This window comes from Psychrobacillus sp. FSL K6-4046 (genome assembly GCF_038624605.1).
Taxonomy (GTDB): domain Bacteria; phylum Bacillota; class Bacilli; order Bacillales_A; family Planococcaceae; genus Psychrobacillus.
On sequence record NZ_CP152020.1, the window covers coordinates 1164499 to 1183781 of the forward strand.

The 19283-nt window shown below is 37.7% G+C and carries 18 protein-coding genes and 1 riboswitch; of the genes, 16 read left to right on the top strand and 2 right to left on the bottom strand.

The genetic code is table 11. From position 1 onward, the window contains the following. The 6 genes from MKY09_RS05615 (at position 1) to sufB (ending at position 6930) form a co-directional block, all read left to right on the top strand. Entirely contained in the window at positions 1 to 948 is a 948-nt protein-coding gene (locus MKY09_RS05615; RefSeq protein ID WP_342567825.1) for a nuclease-related domain-containing protein, read from the top strand. An 802-nt stretch (positions 949 to 1750) separates the two neighbouring features. Beyond that, positions 1751 to 2530, top strand: a complete 780-nt coding sequence (gene sufC, locus MKY09_RS05620) for a Fe-S cluster assembly ATPase SufC (RefSeq protein ID WP_169359629.1) — start codon at positions 1751 to 1753, stop codon at positions 2528 to 2530. 17 nt (positions 2531 to 2547) lie between these two features. Next, positions 2548 to 3855 carry a Fe-S cluster assembly protein SufD gene (gene sufD / locus MKY09_RS05625; RefSeq protein WP_298468835.1) on the top strand — a complete coding sequence of 436 codons (1308 nt, stop codon included), beginning with the start codon at positions 2548 to 2550 and terminating at the stop codon, positions 3853 to 3855. After that, positions 3855 to 5087, top strand: a complete 1233-nt coding sequence (locus MKY09_RS05630) for a cysteine desulfurase (RefSeq protein ID WP_251556643.1) — start codon at positions 3855 to 3857, stop codon at positions 5085 to 5087. Before sufD ends, MKY09_RS05630 begins: the two co-directional genes overlap by 1 nt. Then, the gene (sufU, locus tag MKY09_RS05635; RefSeq protein ID WP_169359632.1) at positions 5077 to 5511 is read left to right on the top strand and encodes a Fe-S cluster assembly sulfur transfer protein SufU; all 435 of its coding nucleotides are present in this window, start codon (positions 5077 to 5079) and stop codon (positions 5509 to 5511) included. Before MKY09_RS05630 ends, sufU begins: the two co-directional genes overlap by 11 nt. Before the next feature lie 21 nt (positions 5512 to 5532). Beyond that, a complete protein-coding gene (gene sufB / locus MKY09_RS05640; protein ID WP_169359633.1) occupies positions 5533 to 6930 on the top strand; it encodes a Fe-S cluster assembly protein SufB in 1398 nt (465 codons plus the stop codon). A 469-nt stretch (positions 6931 to 7399) separates the two neighbouring features. Here sufB and MKY09_RS05645 read toward each other — a convergent pair whose 3' ends face one another. Next, positions 7400 to 8257, bottom strand: a complete 858-nt coding sequence (locus tag MKY09_RS05645; RefSeq protein WP_342567826.1) for a manganese catalase family protein — start codon at positions 8255 to 8257, stop codon at positions 7400 to 7402. 139 nt (positions 8258 to 8396) lie between these two features. Between MKY09_RS05645 and MKY09_RS05650 the strand changes: the two genes are divergently transcribed. From MKY09_RS05650 to MKY09_RS05685, 8 genes are all read left to right on the top strand, one after another. Continuing rightward, positions 8397 to 8783: an SMI1/KNR4 family protein gene (locus tag MKY09_RS05650; protein WP_298468827.1), complete on the top strand. Its 387-nt coding sequence runs from the start codon at positions 8397 to 8399 to the stop codon at positions 8781 to 8783. A gap of 319 nt (positions 8784 to 9102) precedes the next feature. Next, positions 9103 to 9954 (top strand): DUF72 domain-containing protein, encoded by an 852-nt coding sequence (locus MKY09_RS05655; RefSeq protein ID WP_342567827.1) that lies wholly within the window; start codon positions 9103 to 9105, stop codon positions 9952 to 9954. Next, positions 9955 to 10773 carry a sulfite exporter TauE/SafE family protein gene (locus MKY09_RS05660; RefSeq protein ID WP_342567828.1) on the top strand — a complete coding sequence of 273 codons (819 nt, stop codon included), beginning with the start codon at positions 9955 to 9957 and terminating at the stop codon, positions 10771 to 10773. Positions 10774 to 10805: 32 nt separating this feature from the next. Further along, the gene (locus MKY09_RS05665) at positions 10806 to 12185 is read left to right on the top strand and encodes a bifunctional UDP-sugar hydrolase/5'-nucleotidase (RefSeq protein ID WP_342567829.1); all 1380 of its coding nucleotides are present in this window, start codon (positions 10806 to 10808) and stop codon (positions 12183 to 12185) included. 42 nt (positions 12186 to 12227) lie between these two features. Further along, a complete protein-coding gene (gene yunB, locus MKY09_RS05670; RefSeq protein WP_285841733.1) occupies positions 12228 to 12998 on the top strand; it encodes a sporulation protein YunB in 771 nt (256 codons plus the stop codon). 50 nt (positions 12999 to 13048) lie between these two features. Continuing rightward, a riboswitch (Lysine riboswitch) is annotated at positions 13049 to 13232 on the top strand. Between the two features lie 88 nt (positions 13233 to 13320). After that, positions 13321 to 14892 carry a Na+/H+ antiporter NhaC family protein gene (locus tag MKY09_RS05675; protein WP_342567830.1) on the top strand — a complete coding sequence of 524 codons (1572 nt, stop codon included), beginning with the start codon at positions 13321 to 13323 and terminating at the stop codon, positions 14890 to 14892. A gap of 69 nt (positions 14893 to 14961) precedes the next feature. Beyond that, positions 14962 to 15909 (top strand): lipoyl synthase, encoded by a 948-nt coding sequence (gene lipA, locus MKY09_RS05680; RefSeq protein WP_298468811.1) that lies wholly within the window; start codon positions 14962 to 14964, stop codon positions 15907 to 15909. A 21-nt stretch (positions 15910 to 15930) separates the two neighbouring features. Further along, entirely contained in the window at positions 15931 to 16272 is a 342-nt protein-coding gene (locus MKY09_RS05685) for a YutD family protein (RefSeq protein ID WP_169359687.1), read from the top strand. Positions 16273 to 16392: 120 nt separating this feature from the next. Here MKY09_RS05685 and MKY09_RS05690 read toward each other — a convergent pair whose 3' ends face one another. Continuing rightward, complete coding sequence (locus MKY09_RS05690; RefSeq protein ID WP_342567831.1) at positions 16393 to 17406, bottom strand: hypothetical protein; 1014 nt, start codon at positions 17404 to 17406, stop codon at positions 16393 to 16395. A gap of 244 nt (positions 17407 to 17650) precedes the next feature. Here MKY09_RS05690 and MKY09_RS05695 point away from each other — a divergent pair, with 244 nt between their 5' ends. Together MKY09_RS05695 and MKY09_RS05700 are read left to right on the top strand one after the other, a co-directional pair. Beyond that, positions 17651 to 18628, top strand: a complete 978-nt coding sequence (locus MKY09_RS05695) for an alpha/beta hydrolase (RefSeq protein ID WP_342567832.1) — start codon at positions 17651 to 17653, stop codon at positions 18626 to 18628. A gap of 69 nt (positions 18629 to 18697) precedes the next feature. Further along, positions 18698 to 19168, top strand: a complete 471-nt coding sequence (locus MKY09_RS05700) for a DUF5412 family protein (RefSeq protein WP_298468803.1) — start codon at positions 18698 to 18700, stop codon at positions 19166 to 19168. Positions 19169 to 19283: the final 115 nt, after the last annotated feature.

Here is a 19283-nt window from a genome sequence, read left to right on the forward strand (position 1 = left end):
TTGATTATCAAAAAATATGCGGAATCGGAACAACTGAAAGCAATGAGATTATTATTGAATCGACTACCTTTGAGGCACCCGTTTTATCCCAAGCTAGCCACAGAAATACAGACAACGATGGCAGGTGATTATGGCGAGGAAATGGTTTATAGAGAATTGGAGAGGATGCGTTTACCTTATAATTATTTCTTATTACATAAGGTAATGCTGCGTACGGAAAAGTTATTTGAAATTGATTTTCTATTACTAACCCCTTTTGGTGCAGTTATTCTTGAAATAAAAAACATTATTGGATCGCTCGAATTTAAAGTGAATCCTTCTCAATTAATACAAACCAAAGATAATGGCGAGATTAAAAAGTACCCTTGCCCCGTTAATCAGTTAAATGAGTATTCCTATTTATTGTCTAATTTCTTTACACATCATAATCTTACGATACCAGTCTTTGGCGCTATTGTTTTTGCCTCTAAAAATAGCCATGTTAAAGCTACAAACAATGATACGACCATTCTTTATAAGAATGAGGTCTATTCATTCCTTCGAAATCTCCAAAATAAATCTACTATAGTACCCGATTCTAAACTTAATCAGGTAAAAAATCTGATTTTAAAACATAATTCCCCATTTGAATTCTTTCCCTTAACGAAACATTATTCAATAGAAGTAAGTGATTTAATCTCAGGCGTAGCTTGTGAAGGCTGTGGACAGGTAGGTATGAATAAAATTAAAAATATTTGGTATTGTAAAAGCTGTCAGTATGCTGACAAATATGCTTCGCTAAAATCACTTCAGCATTATTTTTGGCTATATGATGACCTTCTGACCAATAAAGCTTGTAGAAAATTTTTACTCTTAGACAGTCGCTATGAGGTGAAGAGGCTATTAAGGAAAGCAAACCTCTTAAAATTAGGAAAATATAAAACTACACAGTATAAAAGAAAGAATTAACTTCCCTGCACAAAACTTTTTTAAAATGATTCATTTCTCCCCTTTTTAATTTCACCTAAATTATTTCCAATTAAATAAACTTCTAATTATCGAAAACGATCAGCTGGAAGCTAATTCCTCTCAGGCGCATGAGGGGGGGATTTAAAATAGTAGACTGGCTTTTATTTTACGCCGATATGTTACGTGAAATGAAAAAAATGATTCGTGTGACATATGTATCAATTCAATATTTACGAAATGAATTTTCAGAATAAAAAGGATGTTTGAACTTAACATGAGGTGGTATGTAGTGTAGTATAGAAAACATTAAAAAGGAAAGGAATGATTCATTATCAGTTCGGGAGAGTTACCCTATACAGAACAGATGGACCACGCATTCAGAGGAGTACATGGTTTCGGTTACGATGAATTAAGAAATAGTCAAACATTGAGAGCAAAAGTTGAGAAACGTCGTCAGGCAGATCACGAAAAAAGTATGCAGCTTGCAGCTAAGCTCGATGCTCGTGCTTTCCGAGGTTAATTTAAATAGAAGACAAAAATCCATGCAGTCTAGGCTGCATGGATTTTTTAGTTAACACTATCGCCGTAGTGATATGCATTCTCAATTAGAGTTATCTTATTGAAAATGATAGTGTCATAAAGTACCATGCGGATGAACCTAATTTTTCTCTTATAATTGTTATATATTATCAATAAGAAAGTGTTTCAAAAGATTTGCAAGGGACTTCAGTTTGAGTTAAGATTAGAATGATAATAAATTAGAATGGTTATACATTTCTAGTTACTTAATGGAGGTTATTAAATGTCGACTTTAGTTATTAAGGATTTACACGTCGCTATCGACGGTAAAGAGATCTTAAAAGGTGTTAATTTATCCCTTAACACAAATGAAATTCACGCTATCATGGGTCCAAACGGTACTGGTAAGTCTACTTTGGCTTCAGCTATCATGGGTCATCCTAAATATGAAGTTACTTCTGGTTCAGTTGAATTAGATGGTGAAGATGTATTAGAAATGGAAGTGGACGAGCGTGCTCAAGCTGGTTTGTTCCTTGCAATGCAATATCCAAGTGAAATCACTGGAGTAACTAATGCAGACTTCTTGCGTTCCGCTATCAATTCTCGTCGTGAAGAAGGCGATGAAATTTCTCTTATGAAATTCATCCGCGAATTAGACAGCAAGATGGAATTCCTAGAAATGGATCTTGATATGGCACAACGTTATTTAAATGAAGGATTCTCAGGTGGAGAGAAAAAACGTAACGAGATTCTTCAATTAATGATGCTTAAGCCTAAATTCGCTATTTTAGATGAAATTGACTCTGGTCTAGATATCGATGCACTTAAAGTTGTATCTAAAGGAATCAATGAAATGCGTGGAGAAGGCTTTGGTAGCTTAATCATCACTCACTACCAACGTTTACTTAACTACATCACTCCAGACCATGTACACGTAATGATGCAAGGTCGCGTTGTTAAATCTGGCGGTCCTGAGCTAGCTCAAAAATTAGAAGCTCAAGGTTATGACTGGATTAAAGAAGAATTAGGAATTGAAGACGAGACAGTTGGACAAGAAGCATAAGAAAGGGGACGCATGACATGACGGTTGAAACGAAATTGGCATTAACCGAACAGGATATTCGCTCCTTTTCAGAAGGTCACCAAGAACCAAGCTGGATGACGGAACTTCGTCTTTCTGCTTTAGGTCAAGTGGAAACACTTCCAATGCCAACACCAGACAAAACTAAAATTACTAATTGGAATTTCACTGAATTTCCTGCTCATACTGTAGAAAGCACTACATTCTCTTCATTGGATGAACTTCCTGAAGAAGTGAAGGCGCTTGTTCATGCAGATGAGCAAAAAAATATTTATATTCAACACAACAATACACCTGCTTACTTATCAGTAACAGATAATTTAAAAGCACAAGGTGTGATCATTACTGATATTTATACTGCTGCACGCGAACACGGCGAGCTAGTACAAAAATATTTCATGACAGATGGCGTTAAAGTTAATGAACATAAATTAACTGCACTTCATGCTGCATTATTAAACGGTGGAGTATTTGTATACGTACCGAAAAATGTTGTAATTGAAGAACCTGTTCAAGTTATTTATCTACACGACAACGAAACTGCTTCTTTATTCAACCACACATTGCTTGTGGCGGATGAAAACAGTTCAGTGACTTATGTAGAAAACTATTTGTCTACAGTAGAACATTCAAACGGTTTAGCTAACATTGTTTCTGAAGTAATTGTGAAGGATAATGCAAAAGTTACTTTCGGTACAGTAGACGTTCTTGCAGAAGGATTTACTACTTATGTTAACCGTCGTGGAGTAACTAGCCGTGATGCTGTAATTGAATGGGCTCTTGGAATGATGAACGATAGTGATACTATTTCTGAAAATGTTACTCATTTAGTTGGGGACAATTCAGAAGGTCATGTAAAAATGGTTGTTGTAGGTCGTGGAACTCAAAAACAAAACTTTACAACAAAAGTTATTCACTGGGGTAAACATACGGAAGGACAAATCCTTAAACATGGTGTTATGAAGGATGCTGCATCTTCTATTTTCAACGGTGTTGGTAAAATTGAATTTGGTGCTACAAAAGCTAACGCTGAACAAGAATCTCGTGTTCTTATGTTAAGCGAAAAAGCTCGCGGAGATGCTAACCCGATTTTATTAATCGACGAGGACGATGTAACTGCAGGTCATGCTGCATCGGTTGGTCGCGTTGACCCACTTCAGCTGTACTACTTGATGAGTCGTGGTATTTCTAAACAAAATGCAGAGCGTCTAGTAATTCATGGATTCCTTGCACCAGTAGTTAATGAACTACCAATCGAAGGCGTGAAGAAACAGCTGACGGAGGTAATTGAAAGGAAAGTTCGCTAATGCTCAATACAAAAGAGATTCGAAGCTATTTTCCAATTTTAAATCAAGAAGTTAATGGTCATCCACTGGTCTATTTAGATAGCGGTGCTACTTCTCAAAAGCCGATTCAAGTGATTGAAGCTATTAAGAAGTATTACGAATTTGATAATTCCAACGTTCACCGTGGTGTGCATACACTTGGTAACCGTGCAACGGAAAGCTATGAAGGCGCACGTGAGAAGGTTCGTGGATTTATAAATGCTAAATCGTCGAAGGAAGTTATCTTTACTCGTGGGACTACTACTGCAATTAATACAGTGGCACAAAGCTATGGTCTTGCAAACGTAAAAGAAGGCGACGAAATTGTAATCACGTATATGGAGCATCACTCTAACATTATTCCTTGGCAGCAATTGGCGAAGATAACGGGAGCGACGCTTAAATATATCGACTTAGAAGAAGACGGTACATTATCTTTGGAAAAAGTTCGTGAAACAATTACAGATAAGACTAAGATTGTATCTGTCGTATACGTTTCTAATGTATTAGGCACGATGAATCCTATTAAAGAAATTACTCAAATCGCACATGACCATGGAGCTGTTATGGTAGTGGACGGGGCACAGGCTGCTCCTCACTTGAAGCTCGATGTACAAGCGTTAGATTGTGATTTTCTAGCCTTTTCTGGGCACAAAATGTGTGGTCCAACCGGTATCGGTGTTCTTTACGGGAAAGAGGCTTTACTTGATGCAATGGAGCCAATTGAATTTGGTGGAGAAATGATTGACTTTGTAGGCTTACAAGAGTCTACATGGAAAGAGCTACCTTGGAAGTTTGAAGGTGGAACACCAATCATTGCTGGAGCAATCGGTTTAGCTGCTGCTATAGATTTTCTGGAAGAAATCGGCTTGTCCGAAATCGAAAAGCATGAGCATGAGCTTGCTGCCTATGCCATGGAAAAAATGTCTACAATTGAAGGCTTAACAATCTACGGACCTCAAGATCCATTGAAGCGAGCTGGAATCGTTACCTTTAATTTAGATGAAGTACATCCTCACGATGTTGCAACAGTCCTTGATATGAATGGTATTGCTATTCGTGCAGGACATCACTGTGCGCAGCCACTTATGAAGTGGTTAAAAGCTACTGCAACTGCTAGAGCAAGCTTCTACATTTATAATTCTGAAGCGGATGTAGATCTTCTCGTTGCCGGCTTACGCACTGCTAAGGAGTATTTTGGAGATGTCTTCTAATTTAGATCAATTATATCGACAAGTAATTATGGATCATTACAAAAATCCTCGCAATAAAGGTAGTATTGAGGATGGCGCATTGACAATAGATATGAATAACCCTACCTGTGGAGATCGTATCCACTTGACTATTCAAGTGGAGGATGGCGTTGTACAAAACGCAAAATTCGATGGTGAAGGATGTTCCATTTCTATGTCTTCTGCATCTATGATGACGCAAGCGATCAAAGGTAAAAATATAGATGAAGCACTTAAGCTTTCCCAAATCTTTTCTGATATGATGCTTGGAAAGGAATATGACGATTCTATTGACCTTGGAGATATCGAGGCTTTAAACGGCGTATCTAAATTTCCAGCACGTATCAAATGTGCAACTCTTGCATGGAAAGCAATGGAAAAAGGCGTTTCAGAAGAAAAGAAATAAAATCAGAACGGAGGAAATACGATGGCAAAAAAAATGCCTGAAATTGGTGATTACAAATATGGCTTCCACGATAAAGACGTATCCATTTTCCGTTCAAAACGTGGTTTAACGAAAGAAATCGTTGAAGAAATTTCCCGTATGAAGAATGAACCACAATGGATGTTAGACTATCGATTAAAAGCATTAGAAATTTTCTACTCTAAAGCAATGCCACAATGGGGCGGAGATCTAGAGCCATTAAATTTCGATGAAATCACATATTATGTAAAACCATCTGAACAAACTGAAAAATCTTGGGATGAAGTACCAGAGGAAATCAAAGCAACTTTTGATAAATTAGGTATCCCTGAAGCAGAACAAAAATACCTTGCTGGTGTTTCTGCACAGTATGAATCTGAGGTTGTTTACCATAACATGAAGCAAGAACTTGAAGACTTGGGAATCGTATTTAAAGATACTGACTCTGCCCTACGTGAAAACGAAGATCTTTTCAAAAAACACTTTGGTACAGTAATCCCGTCTTCTGACAACAAATTTTCTGCACTTAACTCTGCAGTATGGTCAGGCGGATCATTTATCTATGTACCACCAGGCGTAAAAGTGGATACTCCACTTCAAGCATACTTCCGTATTAACTCAGAAAATATGGGTCAATTCGAACGTACACTGATCATTGTTGATGAAGGTGCTTCTGTACATTATGTTGAAGGATGTACAGCTCCTGTTTACACAACGAACTCACTTCACAGTGCAGTAGTTGAAATTATTATCAAAAAAGATGCTTATTGCCGTTACACTACTATCCAAAACTGGGCAAACAACGTATATAACTTAGTTACAAAACGTGCTGTTTGTGATGCTAACGCAACGATGGAATGGATTGATGGTAACATTGGTTCTAAGCTTACAATGAAATATCCAGCAGTTATCCTTAAAGGTGAAGGCGCACGTGGAATGACACTTTCTATCGCTATCGCTGGTAAAGGACAACACCAAGATGCTGGTGCTAAAATGATGCATTTAGCTCCAAATACTTCTTCTACTATTGTTTCGAAATCTATTTCTAAACAAGGTGGTAAAGTAACATACCGCGGTATCGTTCACTTTGGACGTAAAGCAACAGGAGCACGTGCTAACATTGAGTGTGATACGTTAATCATGGATAATCAGTCTACTTCTGATACAATTCCATACAACGAAATCTTGAACGATAATATTTCTCTAGAGCATGAAGCGAAAGTTTCTAAAGTGTCAGAGGAACAATTATTCTACTTGATGAGTCGTGGTCTAAGTGAAGAAGAAGCAACTGAAATGATCGTAATGGGCTTCATCGAACCATTCACAAAAGAACTTCCAATGGAATATGCGGTAGAAATGAACCGTCTAATCAAGTTCGAAATGGAAGGTTCTATCGGTTAATAATTCAATAATTAGTCGTCTCAAGTTTGTGGCGATTTGTTTTAGAAGAAGGCGAACTTTATAGTTCGTCTTCTTTTTTTATTAAATTTGGCTAGGTTAAAGTTAATGGTTGATTTTGACTAAGAATTTTTTTTATAGTGACTGTAAACATTAACAATGGAACATTCAAATGCTATTAAGAACATAAATAGATGATGAAATTGGTGTTGGTGACAGTTTTTCAACTGTGCTGCTTATGCGAAAAAATTTATTAGCACTTATCGATACATTAAAGCTGTTCCCATTTATTGATTGGAGCACCAGTCGGCGACTCCTACGGGGTGAGGGCTTATCGCTCACCCCGTGGAAAGCGTCCGGCTGGGGCGGAAATCAATTCTACTCTCTTGAAGATTTCTTTGCTTTTTTTATTAATTTAAATACAATATAAAAATTCCCTAATTACATAAGTAACTAGGGAGGACGTAATTATTTAGTTATTCATATCTTGAATGCCAGGACTATGTTCGTTTGGCATATCAGGCATCACTGGAACTGGGAATCCTTTTGGTGGGTCAACTACGGAAAGTGTTCCGTCATTTCGACTTGGGCTCTGACCTTGGAATATTTCAGCTATGCGTGTAGGGTCTAATCTAAAATTGAATTGGGCATTATGATATCCCATCTCTACATATTTTCTACATTCCGGATATTTATTTATATCGTAGTTCGGAACAGGGAATAGCTTGCCCCAATCCACGCCTAATGTTTCCAATGCTTTAGCAAATGCATTTTGGTGAGCATTATCTCGAACAATAAGAAAAGCTAGGGTCTCTCTGAAGGTTTTGTTAGAGCTCATTTCATAAATACGTGTTTTTTGAAGCACGCCTGTTGACTCTAGGACAAGGTTATTGAGTAAATCAGCGATTAGATTTCCGTGCGAGTATACCCAGGATCCATTCCAAGGGTTACCTGCAGCATCAACAGGTAAGGATGCCTGTGCTCCAATAATGAAATGGTGCGGGTTAGCATCTTTTACAGCATCGTTTAATGGTGCTCCATCTACCCCAGCATTACCAGGAACAGCAGATTGCCCTGAGTCATTGAGTAATTGATTTATTGTATTCTGTACAAGCTCTACATGTGCAATTTCTTCCAAGAAAACACCACGAAGCAAGTCTCTAAATTGAGTATCTTTACCTCGGAAATTCGAGCTTTGAAAGAAGTACTGCATCATCGTTCTCATTTCTCCATAATGGCCGCCTAGTATTTCTTGTAAAACTTTAGCTGCTTCCGGATCCGGACGGTCTGGCATGATAGGATTTATTAGTTCCTCTTTGTAGTAATACATCAAATTCCTCATTTCTTATATTAGGTTTTAATTTTGTGCATGTTTTATTTTGTACTAATAAAAGTGTTTTATTCGTGATTGGTAAAGATGTCGAGGTTTATATAAACTGTAGTAAGAAAGTTCTTTTTAGGAGAATTTAATGGGAAGATACATGGAATTTAAGGAAGCAGCAAAAGAGTATAGTTTTAAAGGAATTTCCAATGAAAAATATGTAGGCTTTTTAAAAGATGCTCCACAGGAATATAAGGATTTTTTAATGGAAATGGGATTTGGAGCAGTTTCAGATGGCTATTTTATGTTCTATTCTGGGTTAATAGAGGCCGATGAGATTTATGATGCAAAAGAAAATCCTGAAATCAAAAACATATTATTATTTGGAGATAAATTCTCAGGAGATGCAATGGGATTTTTAACAAATGAAGAGTGGGCAATTGTAGAGATTTGGCATGAGGACTTATACATCTGTCGAAGAGTAGAGGCTAATTTTTATGAGATTGTAAGAAAGGCTTTTGCGATGGAGCTTTAACTACCGCGAACAAGCGAAAGTGTCAAAATAGAGCTAACGGGGTAAAAATAAATAAGCTAAAGTCCGTAGTTAGGTCGCACAATGTTTTTTTACGCAACACTTGAGGCCGTTTACGCAACACTTAAATTTAGTGCAACAGTTAGACCCATACCCGCAACACTTTCAAATTTAGTGCAACACTTTAGTGATTACCCGCACCACTTACTGAGAAAAGCGCAACACTTTTGAAATTATCCGCAACACTTCCTCTCAACTCATTTTTTTGTCTGTTTGATGAGGGAAATGATATGATAATTAGTAATAACGAAGAGGTGGTTTAATGATAAAAATTGGGTTAACTGGTTGGGGGGATCATCCAGATCTTTATGTTTCTTCGCCTAGGGAGAAGCTGCAGGATTATAGTGCACATTTTCCGATTGTCGAGTTGGATGCATCGTTTTATGCCATTCAGCCGCAGCGAAATATAGAAAAGTGGATTCGGGAGACGCCTGATAATTTTCAGTTTATCGTGAAAGCCTATCAAGGGATGACAGGGCATTTGAGAGGGGAGAATCCTTTTAAATCTCCAGAGGAAATGTTTGAAAGCTATCGTCAGATGCTTGGGCCGCTTAAGGATGCGGGGAAGCTTGCGATGGTGCTTGTTCAGTTTCCACCTTGGTTTGAGTGTGAGAAGGATAATATGCAGTATATGAGAAGAATTCGAGAGGAGCTAAAGGATTTTGAGGTGGTCATTGAGTTTCGCCACCAGTCCTGGTATCTTCCGGAGTATAAGGATTCGACTCTTCAATTTTTAAAGGATAATCATTTTCATCATAGTGTCTGCGATGAGCCACAAAATGGTGAAGGCAGCATTCCTGTAGTGCCGGTTGCTACTTCTGATAAAGTGTTGGTCCGTCTACATGGGAGAAACTTTTATGGGTGGAAGAATCCAGGGAACAACGAAAAGTGGAGAGAAGTCCGCTATTTATATGATTATAATGAGCAGGAGCTTGCTTATATTCAGTCAGTTTGTGAGGTTTTATCTAAGCAGGCTTCCGAGGTGCTTGTTGTATTCAATAATAACTCTGGTGGTCATGCTGCTAAAAATGCTAAAGCCTTTCAGCAAATGCTTAATATAGAATTTGATGGACTTGCGCCTAAGCAATTAAATCTTTTCGAAGGGGATTTTTAAATGGAATGGTTTTTATTAGTACTGAGCGGGCTTTTTTCAGGGACGATCGGTGCACTAGTGGGATTAGGAGGCGGGGTTATTTTAGTACCAGCCGTGCTATTCCTTGGTACGACGCTGGATTTGATTCCAAATATTACGCCTCAGAGTGTTGTAGGTTTATCTGTTGTTATGATGATTTTTATTGGTCTGTCTTCTACGCTTTCTTATATGAAGTCTAAGACGGTGGATTTTAAAAGTGGATTTATATTTTTTATAGGAAGTATCCCGGGAACCATTTTAGGTGCTTGGGTAAACAAAGGATTAGATCTCCCTTCGTTTAACCTATACTTTGGTATATTGCTTGTCATTTTATCCGTTCTTTTACTAGTTCGTAAATATTTGAAGCCCGTTCAATGGTTTGTCAAGCATGGCAAGAAGCGTACCTTTGAGGATGGGGAAAATACATATGTATATGGATATCCAGTCTGGTTTGCACTAGCTTTAACCTTTTTTATAGGTTTTGCTTCCGGGTTGTTTGGAATTGGTGGAGGCTCGATGATTGTGCCGGCCATGATTCTGTTGTTTCTGTTTCCACCTCATGTGGCAGTGGGAACTTCTATGTTCATGGTATTTCTAACGTCGATCGTCAATTCTGCAACCCATATTTCTTTAGGAAACGTACCATGGCTATATACGATACCTGTCATCCCTGCTGCCTATATTGGCGCTAAGATAGGTGCTAAGCTCAATAAAAAGCTAAACTCGGAAACGCTTGTGACAGCACTTAGAATAGTACTGCTATTGCTAGGAATAAGATCTATTATAGATGGGCTATTTTAATAAAGGCGAGCGATAGCCCGCATAAAAAAGAGGTGAGAAAGCTGAGAGAGACCATTCATATTTATCATACAAATGATTTACATAGTCATTTAGAAAATTGGCCGTCTATCCATCACTTTCTCTCTGAAAGACGTAAAAAGCATGCAAGCGATTCCTCTCTAATATTAGATATCGGTGATCATGTGGATCGCTCGAATATATACACAGAGGGAACACTTGGGAAGGGGAACGTGAAGCTCTTAAATGATGCCCAATATGATTATGCCACGATTGGAAACAATGAAGGAATCACATTGAGTCACGAAGAATTGGATTCGTTATATGAACAGGCTAAATTCGAGGTCATAGTTTCCAATTTTACGGATTTGGAAGGGAATATTCCTAGGTGGGTGAAGCCTTATAAAATTCATCAGACGGCCTCTGGAATTCGAATTGGGATTATAGCTGCTACTGCGGATTATCGTGTTTATTATGAAAAGCTTGGGTGGAGATTGCAGGATCCTCTTCCTAGATTGCAGGCAGTTGCTGAGCAGATTTCTCCTCATGTCGATGTCCTTATTTGTATGTCTCATTTAGGAAAGTCTAAGGATGAAGAGCTATGTGAGCTGATACCGTCTCTGGACTTAATTTTAGGAGCACACACGCATCATTTGTTCGAGGAAGGGAAAATGGTTGGGAATACATTGCAGGCCGCTACAGGGAAATTTGGGATGTATGTGGGCTATGTGAGTCTTGAATATGACCATTCCATGAAAAGAGTTGTTTCTAAACAGGCTGTTGTCTATCCTACAGACGCGTTGCCAGTCCCTCAAAATGCAGGACACACGATGGGAAATTGGGAGCGAATCGGTAAAGAAAAGCTATCTTATCCTGTTTTTACAAACAATTCCTTGTTAAAAAAAGAGTGGTTCAATGGGTCTGAGTTAGCGAATTTCTTTGGAAAGGCATTGCTAGCATACACGAATGCAGATTGTGCCATGTTCCCTGCAGGAATTTTCTTAAAGGATTTACCGGAGGGACCTGTCACTGCTTGGGATCTACATCAATGCCTGCCTCACCCCATTAATCCATGTATCGTTACATTAAGTGGAGCTGAGCTGCTAGAGGTGATGGAGCTTTCGAAAAACGAAAAATGGCCAAATTTAGAAGTGAAGGGTCTCGGATTTCGTGGTAAGTATTTAGGGGCTATTTTATTTGAACAGGTTGAACAAGATATGCATGGGCAGCTTTTGATTAAAGGTGAGCCATTAACGTTACATCATACGTACCGGCTGGCGACGCTAGACATGTTTACTTTTGGATTTTTCTTTCCTTCTTTTAAGACCGCGAAGAAACAATATATTATGCCAGAAACTATTCGGGACGTTATAAAATGGTATGGAATAAAGGAAGAGCATAAATGTAGGGCATAATAGACCTCCTCGTTACATAAAAGTAATGAGGAGGTTTTTTCGTTGTTTTATCGCAAAAAGAAGAAGCGTTTCATATTTTTTAGCACTCAACGCAAATTAGCCATCTTTTTAACATGCTTTCTATTGTCAGTGGCTTGGGTATTCTATTATATAAATGCGCAACTAACTCCCACTTACTTACAATATGCTGAAGTGCAAACGAACAAGATTGCATCTATGGTAATAAGTAAGGCGATTAACTCGCGTACGGCAAATGTTCTAGATGTAAACGATATTATTGAAGAGGTTCCTTCGGATAGCAAAAATATGGTCACAACCAAATTCAATACAGAAATTATTAACCGAGTGCTATCTGATACAAATAGTTTAGTACAATCCCATTTAGAACAGGCTGAACAAGGGAATTTATCAAGTCTTCCTTACTTGGATGATATTGAGTATGATAAGCAAACAATGGAAGACCAAGGTGGAGTCGTATTTTTTGTTCCGATGGGGCAAGCAACGAATATACCTTTGATCGGTAACCTTGGTCCGAAAATACCAATTCGATTCCACGTGATCGGAAACGTTCAGTCAAATGTGGTGCCTACTATTACCGAGTTCGGTATTAATAATGCGTATGTAGAAATTAGTATCCACATTAAGGTGAATGTACAAATCATCGTCCCGCTTGCTAGTAAAATGAGTGTAGTGGAACAGAATATACCAGTAGCCATGGGTCTAGTACAAGGGCAGGTTCCTCACATTTATACAGGTGGGGATGGGTCGGCTGCTCCATCGGTGGAGGTACCTATACCGTTACCGGAAGATTAAAAAAACTTCATTTTTCTTAAATTACTGTTAGAATAGATAAAAATGAATAATAAATAGGTAGAGGCCGCATTGCTTAATAGTATGTTACGGGAGGGTGACTCCAAGGATCGTAATAGAAAGGAAGTTTTGCCGAAACTAAGTATGTCTAGTCAAGGATGCTTAGTTGGGGTTATTTTGAACAAGAATAACACTGTCATGTATATGGGGACATATAGATGGGGAGCTACAAAAGTGAAACAAAGTGTTATAACTAAAATTTCATGTATAAGCCAACCTATAAAATACTATAGGTTGGCTTTTCTATTTTCAAGGAGGAACAGTTTTGGAGAATACAATTTTTTCGTTAGTGCCACCGCTATTGGCAATCATCATGGTTTTATTGACAAAAAGGGTCTTGTTATCGTTAGGAGCAGGTATTCTTTCTGCAGCCTTACTAGTAGAGGAATTTAGCCCTGTTGGATCTTTGTTAATGTTATGGAATTCCTTTAAAATCTCTTTTTGGGATGGGGGATTAAATGTATATAACATTTATATTTTATTGTTCATTCTCTTGTTAGGTGTAGTTACCGCTTTTGTCAGCCTGTCAGGAGGAAGCACGGCTTTCGCTAATTGGGCGATTAAGCGAATTAAAACGAAAAGAGGCTCTAAACTATTAACAGCCTTTTTAGGAATCATTATTTTTGTGGACGATTATTTTAATGCATTAGCAGTAGGGCAAATTGCAAGACCAATTACGGATTCGCATAAGGTTTCTCGTGCAAAGCTAGCCTATTTCATCGATTCTACATCAGCACCGATATGTGTAATCTCACCAGTTTCTAGCTGGGGAGCATTTTTGATCAGCCAGCTAGGTGTTATTTTCACAACACATGCTGTGACAGAATATACTCCGTTAGAAGCTTTTATCACAATGGCACCAATGAATTTCTATGTTATAGCTACTTTAGCGATGGTGTTCTTTGCCGCATGGACAGATTTTGATCTGTTTGAAATGAAAAAGCATGAAAAACGTGCGAAGGAAACAGGAGTATTATTTGATCCAAATAAAACAAACCCAGGAGATATGGAAGGAGATTTTCCAGACAATCAGTATGGTAAAGTGATCGATTTATTGCTTCCAATCATCTCTTTAGTAGTGGTAACGTTAGGATTGATGTTCTGGACAGGCTATCAGTTGTCTGGAGGAATTTTAGATATTTTTGTCATCTTTGAAAATACAGATGTTCCTTTGTCCTTATTTATAGGTGGATTGGTAGCAAGTATTTTATCCTTCCTGTTGTATGCGCGCCAATTCAAAGTGAACCCAGATGCTAATATGAGCTACGTGTGGAAGGCTTTACGTACAGGTGTTCAATCTATGCTTCCAGCTATTATGATTCTTGTGTTTGCATGGGCATTGTCTTACTTAATCACGGCATTAGAAACAGGTGCATTTTTAGCTACAATCGTTACGGAAAATAATGTTCCGGTAGGTATCATACCAGTTTTAATGTTTGTGTTGACTGCATTTATGGCTTTTGCTACAGGTTCTTCCTGGGGTTCGTTTGGTATCTTGCTTCCTATTGGTGCAAGTATTATCATGGCAATCGATCCGCAGCTATTGCTACCAGTATTAGCAGCAGTATTGGCAGGGGCGGTTTTCGGAGACCATTGTTCACCGATTTCGGACACTACGATCATGTCAGCTACGGGAGCTGGAGTTAATGTCATTGATCATGTGATGACACAGCTGCCTTACGCAATTATTAGTGCAATCATAGCTGCAATCGGATACTTAGTATTAGGATTGACAGGCTCTGTCATGATAGGATTAATAACAGTAGTAGGAATCCTCATTCTATTATTTGGGTTTTGGACCCTTAGTAATAAAAGTGGGAACAAGCATTCTATTTAGCTTTTTTAGAAGGTTGTTTGAATTCAAATAATATGGTACATTGACAACAGTGAAGTCAGATTATTTGAAATGGGGGATGGAATCGTGACATCATGTAAGCCACCAAAAGAACAGCATGAGCGCAAGCCTGAATGGCTCAAAATAAAGCTAAATACGAATGAAGATTATAAAGGCTTAAAAAAACTAATGCGCGAAAACAACTTAAACACTGTGTGTGAAGAGGCAAGATGCCCTAATATTCATGAGTGCTGGGGATCTCGTCGTACTGCTACATTTATGATTCTTGGCGCAGTTTGTACAAGAGCATGTCGCTTCTGTGCAGTAAAGACTGGACTTCCAAATGAACTAGATTTAGCGGAGCCAGAACGTGTGGCAGATTCAGTTGTTATTATGAATCTTAAGCATGCGGTAGTGACGGCTGTAGCAAGGGATGACTTAAAAGATGGCGGATCAGAAGTTTTTGCAGAAACGATCCGTGCAATTCGAAGAAAAAATCCTTTTACTACAATTGAAGTGCTTCCATCGGATATGGGGGGCATTGAGCAAAACATCCGTAACATTATGGATGCGAAGCCAGATATCCTGAATCATAATATTGAAACGGTACGTCGATTAACTCCTAGAGTTAGAGCACGTGCACAATATGACCGTTCTTTAGAATTATTAAAGCGTGCAAAGGAAATGCAGCCAAGCATTCCTACAAAGTCTTCGTTAATGCTAGGTTTAGGGGAAACGTTTGAAGAAATCATTGAGGTTATGGATGATTTACGTGCAAATAACGTTGATATTATGACAATTGGTCAATATTTGCAGCCTACGAAAAAACATTTAAAGGTTCAAAAATATTATTCTCCAGCTGAGTTTGGAGAACTGCGTAAGATAGCAATGAGTAAGGGTTTTTCACATTGTGAGGCAGGCCCACTTGTTAGAAGTAGCTATCATGCAGATGAGCAAGTAAATGCAGCTGCGAAGCAAAGACAGCAACAAGGTGAGGAATTACTAGCTGTTCAAGAGTAATAGCTAATGGATGGTGAATGTATGATAATAGCAGAAGGCTTCACTTATGAAGTAATAGAAGATTACCGTGATGCGTTTAAAGAGGAAGCTTTTTTGGAGCGTTACAGCGAGATTTTAACAAAGTACGATTATATTATGGGAGACTGGGGATATGGTCAGCTTCGCCTAAAAGGATTTTTCGAGGATCGGAACCAAAAGGCAACATTCGATACGAAAATTAGTACGATGAAGGATTATTTGTACGAGTATTGCAATTTTGGCTGTGCTTATTTCCTTGTTAAAAAAACAGGTGTGGCTCCAAAACCAGTAGTTTTAGAGCTAGTAAAAGATAAACAAGAAAACCTTGAGCAGGATCAGTTATGATCTAGCTCAAGGTTTTTTTCTGTAGTAGAGTTATCATGAAAAGTAGGGTTCTGAGTCATAATAATACCCTTTGGCTTTCTGCAGAACAAGCTTCTTGAGGTGAGCAAAGAGAATAAGCTATCAAGACTCAGTTTCGCTGTTATTTTTCTTAAGAATAAGATTAACTTTTTCTACCATTTCAACAATCTCAGGGTGTATTCTATTCTCTTCTTCTAAGATTAAATTAGCTGAATCTATTTCCTTGAACACACCTTGTATTGATTTTAATTGATTCATCTGATCGGTTGTTGGTGGCTTGTTATCGATTTGGTAAAGTAAGCTGATTAAGTCCGCTAAAGAGACATTTAGCTTTGGATTTAGGTCAGTGGCCATCTCCAACAATCTCTCTGCATTACTAATATCCTCTAGCATTGGACCGATGGCCAGCCATCTCTTTTCCTCATCTTGAAGATCTTTCTCACTTTCTTGAATAAAGGAAGCGTTAGTTGTAAAAGCCATGTCTATGAATTGAAATGCTTCCTGAAAAAAGGCATAAGATGCGGTCTCATTATAGTGATTATTTGTGTTTTCTTTCTTATAAAATGTTTCTTTCAAGTATCCGTGTTCATCTTTATCAAATTTGAAACTCTGTACAGTTCTATCAGAGTGCTGCGCTTTAATCATGACGATTAATGGTTTTCTTTCAAAAATGGTTGTACTAAAATCTATATAGCCTAATTGAACATATTCATCAAAAAGAGGATAGGTTTTATCACCGTCTTTAACGACCAACAACCACTTCTGCCCATCATCCCATGCATAACGGCCGTTCTCCATTTTTCCTGCATCTACATGCAATTCAATTATTTCATCTTCACCATCGCCATCGATGTCGATTTTAGTTGTTTTATAAAGTGCAACAGGATACTTTTCAATATCTTTTGCGAGAATCATAGAATAATCTTTATTCACTTCTTCATTCATCGCCAGCTCCAGTGTGGTTTTTTCCTCCTTTAGAGTGTCTTTTTCTAATGAAAGTTGTTCTAGTTGCTTTTTAAGCTTGTTAATTTCGTTGGCTTGATCTGTGTCTGACTGATCAGCGCAACCAACAAGTATACCTATTAAGCATACGATTCCCAGTAAAAGTCCTCTCATTTTATTATTTCCTCCTATATAGCAGTAATAAATATTAATTCTCTATTCTTTTGGTTATACCTCTTTCAATTACCTAATTGAAAGGAAAAAATGATTTCCGCTCATATGAAGGTGATAAGGTTCAAACACAACAAGTTGAGATGCTCAATAATCTTTCCATATCTATGTTTGGAAATATTTAGTGTGTTAATATGATATAAGAGAAATAGTAATCGCTATTAAAATACTGTTTGGAGGAAAGAGAGTGAATTCAAACACTAACCGTTTAGCATACAATGAAACAGAAGTTTATTGGAAGAATTATCAGAGATTTTTTCCTGAAGAGTTGCGTATAAATGACAATAATCTACCTGATGAAGAATGGTGGGTTTGGAATGACTATCATATACATCTAGATCGAATGACTGCTTTGGATTCGAACATTAAAGTTGTTTTACTACATGGTGCAGGTGGAAACGGGCGACTATTGGCTCCCTATGCTCTGATGTTACAAGCATATGGATATGATGTTGTATCTCTAGACCTTCCTCCTTATGGTCTTAGTTACACCGAGTCAGTGAAATCTATGGAATACTATGATTGGATAGAAATAATTTCAGAGTTTATTAAACAGGAATTCAATCGAGACGGTAAGCCAATTGTTTTATTAGGGGCAAGTATCGGAGGCATGCTAGCATATCATGTGGCTAGTATGAGTAAGCAAGTGAAAGGTTTGATTGTTACGACTTTTGTAGATACAAGTAATCAGAGGGTTCGTGATCAAATTGCCCCCAATAAGTTAATTAGCCGACTAGGTAAATTCACGTTGGATCGCTTCCCTCTTGTATTAGATTCGTTTCTGATCTCCGTTTCTAAAGTATCAAGAATGAAGTTAATCACAAATAATTATGAGCTGACGAAACTAATTATTCAAGATTCTCGAGCTGCGGGGACAAAAATTCCTTTGCGATTTCTAAGAACCTTTTTAAATGCGAAACCAATTATTGAACCTGAATATTTTGATGCTTGTCCTATATTACTTGTCCATCCTGAAGTAGATCCGATGACGCCATTTAAATTAAGTGAATCTTTTTATAAACGACTGAAATGTAAGAAGAGATGTGTAATTTTAGAAGGAGCCGGTCATTTTCCTGTAGAACAACCTGGTGTCGAACAGATGAAAATAGCTGTCCTAACCTTTTTGAATGAGATAGAAAATACTTTTGAGTCAAAAGAAGATTAGAATTAACTATAGGTAACCGTGCTTAGGTGGAAATATACGACTTATTATTAATGAGGTTGGTGCTCAATATTGAACAATACGCTTTTTAACCTATTCGTTTTTATAGGACTGGGTTCTACCCTTTTTACTATCGTGCTTTTAATAGCACTATTTACAATTAAATATATTCGCAAGAAACCAAAAGGCTTTCCTAAAAAAGTATTTGTTTCTATGAGTATTTTAGGCACAGTATCGGCTGTTTTTTGGAGTAGTTGGATTGTTAATCCTAATTTCTTGCCTCAGGGACATCCTGGTCAAACTCTTCAATCTCCAAATGGTGATTTTAAAGCACAGGTATATCATATGTCTGGATTTATAGATTATAAAAATGTAAGAGTAGATATAATTAACAATGAAACGAAAAAGAAAGAAATGATTTATTATGACTATGTAGATAAAGCGTTAGACATTATGTGGGTAGAGGAAGACACTTTAAAGATTGAAGAAAAATATTTAGAGGTTGATAGGGATAAATTTGATTATAGAACACAGGGGACTTAAACAATCGTGAGCGTGATGGGGTAAATAAGTAAAATGAGCATAGAAGCATAGCTTCCAGCTCATTTTTTTGTGCATTATAACTTAACCATTTAAGAAATGCTTTCTCCCAAGCGTG

Bases quoted from the DNA above. Each gene is read 5' to 3' on its own strand.
- sufC (WP_169359629.1), top strand. From the start codon at position 1,751: ATGTCGACTTTAGTTATTAAGGATTTACACGTCGCTATCGACGGTAAA.
- sufD (WP_298468835.1), top strand. From the start codon at position 2,548: ATGACGGTTGAAACGAAATTGGCATTAACCGAACAGGATATTCGCTCC.
- MKY09_RS05630 (WP_251556643.1), top strand. From the start codon at position 3,855: ATGCTCAATACAAAAGAGATTCGAAGCTATTTTCCAATTTTAAATCAA.
- sufU (WP_169359632.1), top strand. From the start codon at position 5,077: ATGTCTTCTAATTTAGATCAATTATATCGACAAGTAATTATGGATCAT.
- sufB (WP_169359633.1), top strand. From the start codon at position 5,533: ATGGCAAAAAAAATGCCTGAAATTGGTGATTACAAATATGGCTTCCAC.
- MKY09_RS05645 (WP_342567826.1), bottom strand. From the start codon at position 8,257: ATGTATTACTACAAAGAGGAACTAATAAATCCTATCATGCCAGACCGT.
- MKY09_RS05650 (WP_298468827.1), top strand. From the start codon at position 8,397: ATGGGAAGATACATGGAATTTAAGGAAGCAGCAAAAGAGTATAGTTTT.
- MKY09_RS05655 (WP_342567827.1), top strand. From the start codon at position 9,103: ATGATAAAAATTGGGTTAACTGGTTGGGGGGATCATCCAGATCTTTAT.
- MKY09_RS05660 (WP_342567828.1), top strand. From the start codon at position 9,955: ATGGAATGGTTTTTATTAGTACTGAGCGGGCTTTTTTCAGGGACGATC.
- lipA (WP_298468811.1), top strand. From the start codon at position 14,962: ATGGGGGATGGAATCGTGACATCATGTAAGCCACCAAAAGAACAGCAT.
- MKY09_RS05685 (WP_169359687.1), top strand. From the start codon at position 15,931: ATGATAATAGCAGAAGGCTTCACTTATGAAGTAATAGAAGATTACCGT.
- MKY09_RS05690 (WP_342567831.1), bottom strand. From the start codon at position 17,406: ATGAGAGGACTTTTACTGGGAATCGTATGCTTAATAGGTATACTTGTT.